We start from the raw sequence: 14534 nt of genomic DNA on the forward strand, positions 1-14534 counted from the left end.
CCCTTATTGGCAGGCTTCGCAGTCCGGGTTGTCGATCGAGCAGAACTTGACGTCGGTGGCGGGTTCTGTTTGCTGAACCTGGGCCGCCACGGCTGGGCCGGAGCTGACGGCGTTGAGCTGACCGGCTCGGCCGGTGGACTTCTCGGCGTGCGTCGCCCCCATGGTGCGCAGGTAATAGGTGGTCTTCAGGCCCCGGATCCACGCCAGCTTGTAGGTCTCGTCGAGCTTCTTGCCCGAGGCCCCGGCCATGTAGATGTTCAGGCTTTGGGCCTGATCGATCCACTTCTGACGCCGCGCAGCCGCTTCCACCAGCCAGCCGGCATCGACTTCAAAAGCGGTGGCGTAGAGGCGCTTGAGCTCTTCCGGCACGCGGTCGATGCGGCGCAGCGAGCCGTCGAAGTGCTTCAGGTCCATCACCATGATGTCGTCCCAGAGGCCGAGCTTTTTCAGGTCACGCACCAAGTACTCGTTCACCACGGTGAACTCGCCCGAGAGGTTCGACTTGACCGAGAGGTTGCCAAAGCAGGGCTCGATCGAAGCATCCACGCCGATGATGTTCGAGATGGTTGCGGTCGGCGCGATGGCCACGCAGTTGGAGTTGCGCATGCCGTGGGTTTGGATGCGCTGACGCAGCGCGTCCCAGTCGAGCGTCGAAGAGGTGTCGGCCTCGACATAACCCCCCCGGTGCTCGGCGAGCTGCTTGAGCGAGTCGAGCGGCAAGATGCCCTTGTCCCACAGCGAGCCGGCGTAGCTTTGGTAGCGACCGCGCTCTTCGGCCAGCGCCGACGACGCTTCATAGGCGTGGTAGCAGATCGCTTCCATCGACCGATCCGCAAAGGTCACCGCTTCTTGTGACGCGTAGGGCAAGCGCATCTCGTAGAGCGCGTCTTGGAAGCCCATCAGCCCCAAGCCCACCGGACGATGGCGCACGTTGGAGTCGTGCGCCTTCTTGACGGCGTAGTAGTTGATGTCGATCACGTTGTCGAGCATGCGCATCGCCACGCGGATGGTGCGCTTCAACTTGGCCACATCCAGCCCCTTGCCATTCGGCCCGCTCGGGTCGGCGCAAAGATGCTGCGACAAGTTCACCGAGCCGAGATTGCACACCGCAATTTCTTCGGTGTTGGTGTTCAAGGTGATCTCTGTACAGAGATTACTCGAATGCACCACGCCGACGTGTTGCTGGGGCGAGCGTACGTTGCAGGCATCCTTGAAGGTGATCCAAGGGTGGCCGGTTTCGAACAGCATCGTCAGCATCTTGCGCCACAGATCCACTGCGCGCAGACGCTTGAAGTGCGTGATCTCGCCGCGATCGGCTTGGGCTTCGTAGGCGGTGTAAGCCGTCTCAAAGGCCGCACCGAACTTGTCGTGCAGATCCGGGCAGGTCGAAGGCGAGAACAGCGTCCACGGGCCGCCTTCGATCACACGCTTCATGAACAAGTCCGGAATCCAGTTCGCGGTGTTCATGTCGTGCGTGCGGCGGCGGTCATCGCCCGTGTTCTTGCGCAGCTCCAAGAACTCTTCGATGTCGAGGTGCCAAGTTTCGAGGTACGCGCAGACCGCACCCTTGCGCTTGCCGCCGTTGTGCGCCAAACCTGCGACGGTTTGGTAGGACTCATCGACATCGACCTTCAGATCGACCACCAGCGGCTTGGGCGTGATGGGCGTGACCGAGCGGATGCGCGAATAGATCACACCGTCCACCGTCAGCCAGTTGCGCTTGGTCAGCGGCTGGCAGCCCAAGCGCTCAGCGACTTCGGGCACGGCGGGAATGCGCAAGTCGATGGACGTGCTGTCACCGTTGAAGACGGCTTGTGAGCCGTCCGAGCGTTGACCCACGTGGGCTTGGTGCCGGGTGCGCTTTTGACCCGCGACGGGCACGCCCAGACGCAGCATTTGATAGCGCAAGCCGTGGGCCAGCGGTTCAGACGCCGAGGTGAAGCTCAGCTCCTTGCCGCGTGAGACGCAACCGTCGGTTTCCAGCAGGCCTTGAACCATTGCCAGGGTTTGCTGGCGCGGCAGGTGGGCCAGACGCGGCGCAATGCGCTTGGCGTGCTGGGCGTCGTACAGGTCGTCGTGGCTGAACGGCAGGGTCGGTGCGCCCGCGCCGACGATGCGGCCCGTGGTGCCGTTGCGCACCACGCCACAGCCTGCGGCCCAGTGGATTTGCACATAGGTGTCGCCCCGGCCCGTTTCCCAGCTGTGGACGCCGCGTGCAGCCAGATAGCTGCGCACGAAGTCCAAGTGACCATCGACTTGCGGGTTGCCCGACACGCCCCATTGCATGCCGTCCTTGGACAAATGACCGTCGCCCAACAAGATGCCGTAGAGGTGTGCGTCGTCTTCGGTGAAGCCTTCGACCGGCACCACTTCGGTGGGGATGGTCAGGCCGATGTAGTCGCCTTGGCGGAGCTGGCCGGCGTCGATCCAAGCTGGGGCCACTTTGCCCTTGGCCAGCCAAGCTTCGGTGCGCGTATTGGCTTGACCCAGTGGCACGCCTTGAATCGCCCAGAACGGGTGCGCGTCGGTTACTTGCAAGGGCTCGATGGCGTGCTTGACGTCCACCGCCACCATCGGGTCATGCTGGTTGTAGACCATGCGCTCAGTGACTTCGCGGTACTGACCGCTGTGGCCCAGCACCAAGTCGCCGGCACGGATATCGCGGATCGGCCGGGTGCCTTGCGCGGTGTACACCAGCGTATCGGGGGCGAAGCATTGATTCACCGCGACGGCCGTGTCGTTGACCACTTTCAGGAACGGCACCACGCCTTGGGATTCACCGTTGGTGCCCTTGATGTGGCTGCCCAGGGCGCGCACAGCGGTCCAGTCGTTGCCCAGGCCGCCCGCGAATTTGGACAACATGGCGTTGTCTTTGATGGCTTCGTAGATGCCGTCGAGGTCGTCGGGCACGGTGGTCAGGTAGCAGCTCGACAGCTGCGAGCGGCGTGTGCCGGCATTGAACAGCGTGGGCGTGCTCGACATGAAGTCAAAGCTCGACAGCACTTCGTAGAACTCGATAGCGCGGGCTTCGCGGTCGGTCTCATTGAGCGCCAAGCCCATGGCCACGCGCATGAAAAAAGCTTGCGGCATTTCGATGCGCTGCTTCTTGATGTGCAAGAAATAGCGGTCGTAAAGCGTTTGCAGCCCAAGGTAATCAAAGTTCAGATCGCGCTCGGCCTTGAGTGCCGCGCCCAAACGGGCCAAGTCGTACTGCTGGCCCATGCGCTCGTCGAGCAACTCAGCGGCCACACCCTTATGGATGAAGTTCGGGAAGTAGTCGGCGTACCGGCTGGCCATCTCGGCTTGGGTCACTTCACCGCCCAGCACTTCGCGGCGGATGGTGTGCAGCAGCAGTCGCGCGGTGACACGGGTGTAGCTCGGGTCTTTTTCGATCAGGGTACGCGCGGCCAGAATCGAGGCCTTGTAGACCTCGTCGATCGGCACACCGTCGTACAGGTTGCGCCGTGTCTCGGACAACACCGGCTCGGCCACCACTTCGGCACCCAGATCCGCGCAGGCCGATTCGATCAGGCCTTGCAGCTTGTTCAAGTCCAACGGCACGCGCACACCTTGGTCGATCACCATCAGGGGCGGCGGCACTTGGGCGGCTTGGGCCGCAGCTTGAGCGGCTTGCTCGGCCAGACGGGCGCGCTCTTGAGCGTGGCGTTCACGGTACAAAACGTAGGCCCGCGCCACTTCATGGTGTTCCGCGCGCATCAGGCCGAGTTCCACTTGGTCCTGTACGTCTTCGATGTGGAAGGTGCCACCGCTGGGGCGTGAGCGCATCAAGGCCCGCACGACGTTGCTGGTCAGGTGTTCCACGGTCTCGCGCACGCTGGCTGAAGCCGCGCCTTGAGCGCCGCGCACGGCCAAAAAGGCTTTCATCAACGCCACGGCGATCTTATTTGGCTCAAAGGCCACCACCGCGCCGTTGCGGCGAATGATGTGGTAATCGGCGTAGTTGATCGCAGGGGTCGCAACCCCTTCGGCATCAGCCAGATAAGCGGTGGACAACACGGATGACGAGCTCGGCGTGACGGTAGACGGCATGAAATTCCTCAGCACTTGGGCGGCCGCGAGAATACCATGCAAGCCGGTCAGTGGGCACTACATATAGTGTTAATAGGGATGGTTGCCACTACCCATAGCGTCAAGGTGGCGACCTGTCAAGAGTGTGATGCGATCTTTACAGGGGATTCAAACAACAGCGTGCGCAGTTGATCCCAGTCAAAGCCCGGGCCAGGGTCGGCTTTGCGTCCGGGGGCGATGTGTTCGTGGCCGACGGCGGCGGTGATGGGGTACTGGGTGCTCAGATCACGGATCAGGGTGGCCAGTTGGGTGTATTGGGCCGGCTCGAAGGTGTCGCCGTCCAGGCCTTCGAGCTCAATGCCCACCGAGTAGTCGTTGCAGTTGGGCCGGTCTTGCCAGCAGGAGCGCCCAGCGTGCCAAGCACGGCGATCAGCACTGACAAACTGCGTGCAGCGACCATCGCGTTGGATCAGAAAATGCGCCGAAACTTCCAACCCCCGCAGGGTGTCGAAGTAAGGGTGCGCGTCCCCGTCAAGTTGATTGGTAAAGAGCTTTTCGATGGCATCGCCGCCGTAGATACCCGGCGGCAGGCTGATGGCGTGGACCACCACCAGATCAATCACCACGCCCTCGGGCCGTGGCCCATGGTTGGGTGAGGGCACAGCGCGGGCCGCGTCATACCAGCCCGCGACCCAACCCGCTGTCCAACCTACCCGGCTCACGCCATGTCCTCCGGCAGCGGCGCTTCACCATCGAGGTGGATGCCGAGGCGCGCCATGCGGTAGCGCATTTGGCGCAGGCTCAGGCCCAAGCTTTGGCCCGCCGCAGTGCGGTTGTGATGGTGGTGGTCGAGGGCAAGCACCAAGATATCGCGCTCGATGTCGTCGAGGTGGCGCGTTAGATCGGTCGGCAGTGCGGCCGATGCGGCCATCGTTGTGGTTGGTGGGGGGGAGGCGTCTTCTGCGGTCGGCCGCAGCGTCTCGGGCAGGCCAAGGTCTGAGGCGTCGATCAAGGTGCCACTGCTCAGTGCCATGGCGCGGTGCAGCATGTTTTCTAGCTCGCGCACATTGCCGACGAAGGGGTGGTGTTGCAAAGCGGCGTGGGCGGTGGGGCTCAAATGCCATGCTTCACGCTCACCCGCATCGCGCGATAGCCGCACCAAGATGGCGCTGCACAAATCGGCCAGATCCTCGCAGCGTTCACGCAAGGGCGGCACCCGGATCTCGATCACGTTGAGTCGGTAGTACAGGTCCTGACGAAAACGACCGGCTTGCACCTCGCTACCCAGATCGCGGTGCGTGGCGCTGAGGATGCGCACGTCGATGGGCAATTCCGCCGTCATCCCAATGGGCCGCACGGCGCGCTCTTGGATGACGCGCAGCAGCTTGGTCTGCATCAACAGGGGTAGATCGCCGATTTCGTCCAGAAACAAGGTGCCGCCTTGGGCCGCTTGGAAGAAACCACCCCGATCTTCGGTCGCCCCGGTAAAGGCCCCTTTGCGATAACCGAAGAACTCGGCCTCCAGCAGATGCTCGGGGATGGCCCCGCAGTTGACGGCCATGAAGGGTTGACCAGCGCGCACACCTGATTCATGGATGGCGCGCGCCACCAGCTCCTTGCCTGTGCCCGATTCCCCGCTGATGAGCACCGGCGCCATGCTGCGCCCGACCTTGTCGATCAGGGCGCGTACTTGGCGCATCGGGGCCGAATGACCCACCATGCGCGCCAACGTGTTCCCCAGCCCGTTGGGGGTGCGAGCTGGTGAGGCAGCGGTGGAGGAGGTGGGTGCTGCCACCGTTTTGTGCAGACCCGCACGCCCCATGCCGGCTGGCCGGCCCACCGCCGAGGCCACCACGGCGCGGAATTGCTTTAAGTCCACCGGCTTGGTGAGGTAGTCGAAGGCTCCGGCCTTGAGCGCCTTGACGGCGTTCTCGGGCGAGCCGTAGGCGGTGATGACGACCACTTTCTCGGCGCGCCCGGCTTTTTCCATGCGCGCCAGCAATTCCAGCCCGGTGCCGTCGGGCAAGCGCATGTCGGAGATCACAGCGGCAAAAACGTCGTCTTGCAGCAACTCCCAAGCTTCTTCCACCCCGCCAGCGGTCTCGACCCCGTAGCCCTCGCGGATCAAGGTCAACTCATAGAGCACGCGCAGATCGGGTTCGTCATCGACGACCAAGATGCGGCCGGGCGTTGCGGTACTTGTCATGGGGTGTCTGGCGGCTCGCAGGGCAAGGTGATGATGAATTGATTGTGCCGTCGGGCATCCGCTTCGCCGGCACGATATTCGATGCTGGCCCCGTAGCGTTCACACAGTTCGCGACAGATGTACAGCCCCAGGCCCATGCCTCGGCTGCGGGTCGAGAAGAAGGGCTCGAACAGATAGGGCTCGACGTCGGGCTCGACCGGCAGGCCGTCGTTGGCCACGCACAACTCGGCCCGGCCGGGCGACCAGTTCAAAGTGACGGCGACTGCGCCGCGCCGCCGGGTGCTGTGGCGCAGCGCGTTGTCGAGCAGATTGACCAAGACGCGGTGCAGGTGATCGGGGTCGAAGCGCACTGCCCGTTCATACACGGATCGCTCCACACCGATCTCGACGCTCAGTGGGCTGAGACCTTGCTCCTCGGGCAAGGTGTGGGTGCTTGACCATTCGAGGCAAGCCGACTGCACTTGGGTGCGCAGATCAATGGCTGTGACGGCCTGCATCCGCCCCGGGGCGACTTCCATGATGTCGTCGATGGTGCGGCGCAGGCGCTCGACGTTGTCGGCCACCATTTGCGTGAGGCGTTGCTGCGGGCCGGGCGGCATGTCTTCATGCAACAACGCGTTGGCTTGGGCAATGGCGGCCAGCGGGTTGCGGATCTCGTGAGCAATGCCGGTCGAGACCCGACCCATCGCTGCCAGCCGCTCTTGACGGACGCGTGCTTGCACGGAGCGCAGATCTTCGAGAAAAAGCACGCCCAAGATTTGGCCCGCCTCGATGCCGTGGTCACGGGTCATGCGCATGCGCACCCGCACCGTGCGCCCTTGGGCCGAGCCCATGGCGGCTTGCCCCAGAGCAACGTCCCGCCCAGAGCTGGGCCAGACGCCGGAGCGGAAACCGTCTTCCACCGCTTGCCAGAGGCCGCGTACCCCCGCGATGCGCGGTAGCAGGAACGGTGGGCTGGGCAAGGGGCTGTCCTTCTCGGCCAGCAAGCTGAGCGCAGCCGGGTTGGCGGCGCGCACCAAGCCAAGCTGATCCACCACCATCACGCCTTCGGGGATCTCGTCGATCATCAGCCGGTTCAGCGCCACTTGCTGGCGCGCCAGACCGATGGAGCTGCGGGTGGCTTGTTCTTGGCGCGCCAGTCGGCTGGCCAAATCGCCGGTCAACATGGCGACCAGAAACAGACCGGAGCCGGTGACCCCAGCTTGCGTGAACAGCACGGCAGCGACGCCACCGCTGTGCATCCATTCAATCCAAGCGGAGCCAAGCAAGATCAAGGTCACGGCGGCAGCCACAGCCATGGCGGTTCGACGACGTGCGAGTACGGCGGCCATCAGGACCGGCATGGCAAACATGGCGGCGATGTTTTGGCCGCTGCCCACCACTTGGAGTAGCACCGAAAAAGCCAGCAGATCCACCCCCACCGTCCATAGCCACCAACGTCGGGGGGGCGGGGTGGCCGTGCTGTGCGGCAGCGTGCGTAGGGTGCGGCGTTGCCAATGCAGCAAACCCACCGCTGCGCCCACATAGGCTGAGCAAAACCCCCAGGCCAGCACCGAGATCCCCGTGTGGGCGTAAAGCTCCAACAGGACTTCGACCAGAAGCAGCAGCAAGCCCAGCAGCACGCGGGCCAAGGCAAAGATGCCAAACAGGTGCATCAGCGAGGCGTTAGCGCTTGAGGGCAGCGCGCCGGGCGGCGTCGCGGTGTTCAGGGCCACAGTAGGGCTGCCCATCGGCGTCGAACAGCGCCTCGTCACGGGGCTGCTGCACGCCGCAGTGTGTGCAGGCCACCAAGGGCTGGGTGCCGGCTTGGTGAGGTTGGTGCGGTTGGGGGGCTCGGTGGGTTGGGTGCTGGGTCAGCTCTGACGATGAGCGCCGTGCGAGCCGGCTCAGCCACCAGACCACAGCCCCCAGCAAGAGCAGGACCAAGCCTCTCATCCAAGCGCCCATGTGGTCAGCCAGCTCAGCGCGACACCTTGGGCTTGGGTTTTGTGCAGCATCACTTCCATCACGAAGCGTGAGCCCACATAGGCCAAGAGCAAAAAGCCCGCGCCAGCGTAGAGCCAGCGCGTGGCCCGCCGACCGCGCCAACCCAGCAACTGCCGCCCGATCAGTAAGCTGGCAACGATCAGCCAGCCCAGCAGCGAAAACACCATCTTGTGGTCCCAGTGCCAAGCCACGCTCGACAGCCAACCGACCGCGATGGCCAAGGTCAAGGCCACGAAGCCTGCTTTGACGAAGCGGAAGGTGAGTTTTTCAAGCGTTAACAGCGGCAGGCTTGGCGGCGGCGCGGCACTTGGGGCTTCGACAAGCAACGGCTTACGGTGTGAACGCAAGCTGCGCTCGGCCCGGTCAAGCAACAGCGCGTGCAGCACCGCCACACCAAAAAGCCCGTAGGAAACCAGTCCCAAGCCCCAGTGCAGGGGTGACCAAGGTGAACTGGGATGCCCAAGCGGATCGCCGGGATAGATGAGCAGCAGGAGCAGCGACGAGCTGCCCGCCATGGCCAAGGCCCGGCGCACTTCCGTCAAAGGTCGGAAACGACTCTCTATGGCATAGACAAACATCACCAGCCAGAGCGTCATCGTCATGGCCAAGGCGAAGCCAAAACGTGCGCCGGAACCGGCTTCACCGATGCCAAATTGGTGTGCCAAGAGGGCCGCACCGTGCGCGAGCCACGCCAGCACAAAAGCGTGCCGGGGGCTCTTTCCGGCCGAGCCCATGGCCCACAGATAGGCCGCCATGGCCAGCATGGCAGGGACGACGACCCATAAGGTCGGGGTAAGGGCGGAGCTGGTCGATAGAATCACCCGCACAGTGTACTTTCGTAGCATCGCATCGCATGGCCTCAGCTCTCTCCGAACGTTTATCCCGCCTTGTCAAATCGATGCGCGGCCAGGCTCGCATCACCGAATCCAACGTGCAGGACATGCTGCGCGAGATTCGGTTGGCGCTGCTGGAGGCCGATGTGGCCTTGCCGGTGGTGCGCGATTTCATCGCCCGCGTCAAAGACAAAGCCTTGGGCCAAGAGGTCGTGGGTTCGCTCTCGCCGGGCCAAGCCTTGGTGGGCATCGTCCACAAGGAGCTGACCGCCACCATGGGCGATGGCGTGGCCGATCTCAATTTGGCGACCCAGCCGCCAGCGGTGATTTTGATGGCCGGTTTACAGGGGGCGGGTAAAACCACCACCACGGCCAAGCTGGCCAAGCATTTGATTGAGCGCCGCAAGAAAAAAGTGCTGACGGTTTCCGCCGACGTTTATCGGCCCGCCGCCATTGAGCAGCTCAAAACGGTGACCCGGCAGGCGGGGGCTGAATGGTTCCCGAGCCAGCCGGATCAAAAACCGCACGACATCGCTTTGGCGGCCATCGATTACGCCCGCAAGCACTACTTTGACGTGCTGTTGGTCGATACCGCTGGCCGACTGGCCATCGACGAAGCCTTGATGGCCGAAATCAAGGACTTGCACGCCACGCTCAACCCGATCGAGACGCTGTTTGTGGTCGATGCGATGCAGGGCCAAGATGCGATCAACACCGCCAAAGCCTTCAAGGAAGCGCTGCCACTGACCGGCATTGTGCTGACCAAGCTCGACGGCGACTCACGTGGTGGCGCAGCCTTGTCGGTGCGCGCCATCACCGGCGCACCGATCAAGTTTGCCGGGGTCTCCGAAAAGATCGACGGCCTTGAAGTCTTCGATGCCGAACGCCATGCGGGCCGTGTGCTGGGCATGGGCGATATCTTGGCGTTGGTGGAAGAAGTTCAAAAAGGGGTGGATCTTGAGTCAGCGCAGAAGCTGGCCGAGAAGGTCAAATCGGGCGCTGATTTCGATCTGAATGATTTTCTGCTCCAGCTCAGTCAGATGAAAAAGATGGGCGGGCTATCGAGCTTGGTGGACAAGCTGCCGGCGGCCATGGCGGCCAAGGCAGGACAGGCTGATATGGACCGGGCCGAGCGTGATATGCGGCGTATGGAAGGCATCATCCATTCGATGACACCGCTGGAACGGCGCAAACCCGATCTCATCAAGGCCAGCCGCAAGCGGCGCATCGCTGCCGGAGCCGGCGTACAGGTTCAAGAGGTGAATCGCATGCTCAACCAGTACGAGCAGATGCGTGACATGATGAAAAAGATGCGGGGTGGGGGCCTCATGAAGATGATGAAGCGCATGGGCGGTGGCGGCCGACGCGGTGGTTTGCCGGGTTTTGGGGCCTGATGGCGTTGGCCGTACCCTTGAGAAAATAGTTCAAGACCAACGAGGTTGTGCCATGGCTGCTGTTGCTTTGATAAACACCCCCTGGTTTCAAGTTTTGCTGCTGGGCATCGTGATTGTTCTTGGCCTTGCGGTTTGGCAGCGTTGGGGGCCAAGGGGCACCCGAAGACGCCGACCGGGTGGGCACAGCAACCGCATCCTTGATGCGGTCGATACGGTGTCGGGCTGGGTGCCGCAGCGCACCCGACTGCTGACACCGCGTCATCGCGATGCGCTAGAAATCCTGCGCCGCGCCTTGCCGGATCACTTCGTGTTGGCGCAAGTGCCGATTGCCCGTTTTGTGCGCGTGCCCACGCGGCTGTCCTACAGCGAATGGATGCGGCGCATCGGCCACGTTTGCGTCGATCTGATGGTTTGCGATCTCTCTTCAGGCGTGATTGCCGTGATTGATGTGCGTGATCCGGGGCGCAGTGAGACGGATCGGGCACGCAAACGTCGCAGCCGTGTCGAGCGGGTCATGCAAGCTGCGGGTATCCCGGTTCACATCTGGGGTGATGCCATGCTGCCTGATCCGGCGGCGGTACGGAAAGCCTTGGTGAAAGAGAACCCGGAGATTCCGCCATGGAATCCGGCTCCGCCGCTGACTGAAACCTTTGCCCACGCCGAACTCAACAGCAACAATCCCATCACCATCCCGATGGGGGATGAGTTTGAAGATCCGATGGCTCCGCCGATGTCATCTTGGTTTGATGAGTTGCATTCGACGCGCCCGGTGCAGTTCGATGATCGTCCGGTGCATCACCCCAAGGCATCAGCAAGTCATCCTCGCCGACATTGAGGCAAAAAAAGAGCCCCAACCGTGGGTTGGGGCTTATAAGCCTTAACGCTGTCAACACGGTAAGGCACCTGCTCAGGGAGGAAAAGCAGGGAGCGGCTGCCTTGCGGCTCACCACTCAGGAATAACTATAGCACTTCTGAATCTAATGACAATACGGACTCTCCCCTAAATCGGGGAGCCAGAAATGGCTGCACATTTCGCAGGCTTTCAAACGGACCTTGCCATGCATTTCCCCCACAGCTTCCCTTTTCATCGCCCGCGTCGTCTGCGTCGGGATGACTTCACCCGTGCCTTGGTGCGTGAAAACCACCTGCGTGCGCAGGACTTGATTTATCCCGTCTTTTTGCTCGAAGGGGAGGGTAAGCGCCAAGACGTGGGTTCCATGCCGGGGGTTCAGCGCCACAGCTTGGACCGTCTCTTTGAGATCGCCGAGCAATGCGTGACTCTGGGTGTGCCGGTGATGGCGTTGTTCCCCGTGTTGGAAGGTGGCAACAAGACCGCCGATGGGCGTGAAGCGTTCAACCCAGAGGGCCTGATCCCGCAAGCTGTGGCTGAGCTCAAGCGCCGTTTCCCGGAGCTGGGGTTGATGACCGACATTGCGCTGGATCCGTACACCACCCACGGCCAAGATGGTTTGATCGACGACACCGGCTATGTGTTGAACGACGAAACCACCGAGGTGTTGGTCAAACAGGCCTTGGCGCATGCCCAAGCGGGTGTGGACATCGTGGCACCCAGCGACATGATGGACGGCCGCATCGGTGCGATTCGCCAAGCGCTCGAAGCGCAGCGTTTTATTCACACCCGCATCATGGCCTACAGCGCCAAGTACGCCAGCAGCTTCTACGGCCCGTTCCGCGATGCGGTGGGCTCGGCGGGCAACTTGGGTAAGAGCAACAAAAAGGTCTACCAGATGGACCCGGGCAACAGCGATGAGGCGCTGCGCGAAGTGGCGCTCGACATCGCTGAAGGGGCTGACATGGTGATGGTCAAGCCCGGGATGCCGTACCTCGACATCGTGCGCCGGGTCAAGGACGAGTTCCGCGTGCCGACCTTTGCCTACCAAGTCAGCGGCGAGTACGCCATGCTCAAAGCTGCTGCGCAAAACGGCTGGTTGGATCACGACGCCGTGATGATGGAGTCGCTGCTGGCCTTCAAGCGCGCGGGCGCGGATGGCATCTTGACGTACTTCGCACTCGACGCTGCCCGCCTGTTGCGTCAGGGTTGATGGCCGGGCTGATGTCCAAGGATCACGTCGCGGGCTAGGCAGAGGTCTTCCCAAGCCTTGGCTTTGTCGAGTGGGTTGCGCAGTAAATAAGCCGGGTGATAGGTCACCACCAGCGGGACGCCTTGGTAGCGATGCACCCGGCCGCGCAGCCGACCGATAGGCTCTTGGGTTTGCAAGAGCGACTGCACCGCAAAGCGGCCCATGGCCAAGATCAGACGGGGCCGAACCAGCTCGACTTGACGCTTCAGGTACGGCTCGCAGCGCAGGACTTCCTCCGGCAAGGGATTGCGGTTCTGCGGCGGCCGGCACTTGAGGACGTTGGCGATGTAAACCTGCCGGGCCGGGTCGTCCTGTCCTTGTGGACTTGGACCTCGCCCCAGCCCAACGGCAAACAGCATGTTGTCGAGCAACTGCCCGGCCTTGCCGACAAAGGGCTCGCCTTGGCGGTCTTCCTGTTCGCCGGGTGCTTCACCCACCAGCATCCAGTGCGCCTGTTCGTGACCGACGCCGAACACGGTTTGGGTGCGGTTTTCACACAGCGCACAGGCTTGGCAGCCTGCAACCGCTGCTCGCAAGGCCGGCCAGTCCAAAGTGGCGGTGGGTCCGGCTGCGACGACGGGCGGGATGATCGGTACGGGCTGCGCCGGTTCGGATCTCGGGACGGTGATCGGGATCGGTTTATCTTTGGGGCGGGGTGCCGCCGGCGGGGGCGGGGTTGCGATCACGGCCTTCGGCGCTGGGGGCGGTGTGGGCCACCAGCCTTTGATGCCGATTTCACCCAGCAAGGCGCATTGCCGTTCAGTCCAGCGCATGACCAGCCTCGGTGTGTGGGGCCATGACCCGGTGAGCCATCACTTGGCGGCGCATCACGAGCGCATCCTCGCGTTGCCCCTGTGGGGCGGGGTAATAGCCCCGACGGCGGCCCACAGGCTCAAAGCCTTCGTGGTCGTAGAGCGCGCAGGCTCGGGTGTTGCTGGGCCGCACTTCGAGCCAGATGAATTCGGCGCGTTGCTGCTTGGCTTGCTCAAGCAGCTCGGCCAGCATCATTCTGGCTAGGCCGCGCCCTTGTTGCTCGGGGGCGACCGTGATGTTGAGCAGATGCAGCTCGTCCACGCCACCCAAGCTGATCTGATAGCCGCAGAGCTGATCCGCGTCGTCCACAAGGCAGATGGCGGTGTAGCCGGGGGCGATGAGGCTGCTGGTGAAGTGATTGAGCGTCCAAGGGAAGACGTAAGCCCGCACCTCAATGGCCATCACGGCGTCCATGTCCTGCATCAGCATGGGGCGCAGTTTCATGATGCGACCCCTTTGGGAGCGATTTTCTGTGCCGCGCGCTCAGCGGTGGTTTGCGCCACTTTATCGCGCACGTAGAGCGGTAGGGCCAAGGCGCTGTCCAGCCCTTCGCCTCGCGCCCAAGCGCCGCGTGCCAAGGCTGCCAACGCGGCTCCGTCCGGTTGCGCCAGCGCCCCCTCTGGCAACCCTAGGGCGGCCAAGGCTTCCGGGTAGGCCAACAAGGCATTGCCAACCAAGCCCAGCCCAGAAGCCGCCACATGCTCGGCCAATGTGTCGGGGGCGTAGAGCGCCACGCTTTGTTCGGCCACCCAGCCGGCGGCGGCCTCCCAGTGCCAGCAGGCGGCGTAGACCTCGTGCATGCGCGCATCCAAACCGACCCAAACCCGCAGCGGGCCGCCGCGTTGCCGGGCTGATTCGGCCACCAAGGCCAAGGTGTCGAGCATCAACACCGGGCGATCAGCGCCAGCGGCCAAACCTTGGGCCACGGAGCAGGCGGTGCGTAAGCCGGTGAAGGCTCCGGGGCCGCGTCCGAAAGCGATGGCGTCAAGATCGCGCACCGCCAAGCCGGCATCCGTCAGCAGGCGTTGCACGGTGGGCAGCAGGGAGGCAGAGGCTTGGGGCCCGCCGGGGGCGGCGACGCGATGGACCGCATCACCCACGCACAACGCCAAGTGCAGGGTTTCGGTCGAACTATCGAGGGCAAGGAGGCGCGTTGTCATCGGCGGCAGTG

General features: G+C 63.2%; 12 protein-coding genes. 3 read left to right on the plus strand and 9 right to left on the minus strand.

Annotated features, from left to right (window positions below; genetic code table 11):
• Positions 1–3 precede the first annotated feature (3 nt).
• From AC3VI7_RS00975 to AC3VI7_RS01000, 6 genes are all read right to left on the minus strand, one after another.
• Positions 4–4050 (minus strand): ribonucleoside-diphosphate reductase subunit alpha, encoded by a 4047-nt coding sequence (locus AC3VI7_RS00975; protein ID WP_489668647.1) that lies wholly within the window; start codon positions 4048–4050, stop codon positions 4–6.
• A gap of 116 nt (positions 4051–4166) precedes the next feature.
• The gene (ampD, locus tag AC3VI7_RS00980) at positions 4167–4751 is read right to left on the minus strand and encodes a 1,6-anhydro-N-acetylmuramyl-L-alanine amidase AmpD (protein ID WP_489668648.1); all 585 of its coding nucleotides are present in this window, start codon (positions 4749–4751) and stop codon (positions 4167–4169) included.
• Complete coding sequence (locus AC3VI7_RS00985) at positions 4748–6235, minus strand: sigma-54-dependent transcriptional regulator (protein WP_489668649.1); 1488 nt, start codon at positions 6233–6235, stop codon at positions 4748–4750. The genes ampD and AC3VI7_RS00985 overlap by 4 nt, the downstream gene beginning before the upstream one ends.
• Entirely contained in the window at positions 6232–7965 is a 1734-nt protein-coding gene (locus tag AC3VI7_RS00990) for a sensor histidine kinase (protein WP_489668650.1), read from the minus strand. Before AC3VI7_RS00990 ends, AC3VI7_RS00985 begins: the two co-directional genes overlap by 4 nt.
• Positions 7901–8170 carry a PP0621 family protein gene (locus tag AC3VI7_RS00995; RefSeq protein ID WP_489671247.1) on the minus strand — a complete coding sequence of 90 codons (270 nt, stop codon included), beginning with the start codon at positions 8168–8170 and terminating at the stop codon, positions 7901–7903. Before AC3VI7_RS00995 ends, AC3VI7_RS00990 begins: the two co-directional genes overlap by 65 nt.
• Entirely contained in the window at positions 8167–8985 is an 819-nt protein-coding gene (locus AC3VI7_RS01000; RefSeq protein WP_489668652.1) for a cytochrome C assembly family protein, read from the minus strand. Before AC3VI7_RS01000 ends, AC3VI7_RS00995 begins: the two co-directional genes overlap by 4 nt.
• 89 nt (positions 8986–9074) lie before the next feature.
• Here AC3VI7_RS01000 and ffh point away from each other — a divergent pair, with 89 nt between their 5' ends.
• From ffh to hemB, 3 genes are all read left to right on the plus strand, one after another.
• Positions 9075–10448: a signal recognition particle protein gene (ffh, locus tag AC3VI7_RS01005; protein ID WP_489668654.1), complete on the plus strand. Its 1374-nt coding sequence runs from the start codon at positions 9075–9077 to the stop codon at positions 10446–10448.
• Between the two features lie 52 nt (positions 10449–10500).
• A complete protein-coding gene (locus AC3VI7_RS01010) occupies positions 10501–11283 on the plus strand; it encodes a DUF2726 domain-containing protein (RefSeq protein WP_489668655.1) in 783 nt (260 codons plus the stop codon).
• Positions 11284–11506: 223 nt separating this feature from the next.
• Positions 11507–12511 carry a porphobilinogen synthase gene (gene hemB, locus AC3VI7_RS01015; RefSeq protein ID WP_489668656.1) on the plus strand — a complete coding sequence of 335 codons (1005 nt, stop codon included), beginning with the start codon at positions 11507–11509 and terminating at the stop codon, positions 12509–12511.
• Here hemB and AC3VI7_RS01020 read toward each other — a convergent pair.
• The 3 genes from AC3VI7_RS01020 to tsaB are packed head-to-tail and all read right to left on the minus strand — an operon-like array spanning position 12502 to position 14523.
• Positions 12502–13323, minus strand: a complete 822-nt coding sequence (locus tag AC3VI7_RS01020; RefSeq protein WP_489668657.1) for a uracil-DNA glycosylase — start codon at positions 13321–13323, stop codon at positions 12502–12504. The genes hemB and AC3VI7_RS01020 overlap by 10 nt on opposite strands.
• The gene (gene rimI, locus AC3VI7_RS01025) at positions 13310–13807 is read right to left on the minus strand and encodes a ribosomal protein S18-alanine N-acetyltransferase (RefSeq protein WP_489668658.1); all 498 of its coding nucleotides are present in this window, start codon (positions 13805–13807) and stop codon (positions 13310–13312) included. Before rimI ends, AC3VI7_RS01020 begins: the two co-directional genes overlap by 14 nt.
• The gene (gene tsaB / locus AC3VI7_RS01030) at positions 13804–14523 is read right to left on the minus strand and encodes a tRNA (adenosine(37)-N6)-threonylcarbamoyltransferase complex dimerization subunit type 1 TsaB (protein WP_489668659.1); all 720 of its coding nucleotides are present in this window, start codon (positions 14521–14523) and stop codon (positions 13804–13806) included. Before tsaB ends, rimI begins: the two co-directional genes overlap by 4 nt.
• Between the last annotated feature and the right edge of the window lie 11 nt (positions 14524–14534).

Source organism: Leptothrix toolikensis (SeqCode), from assembly GCF_057922285.1.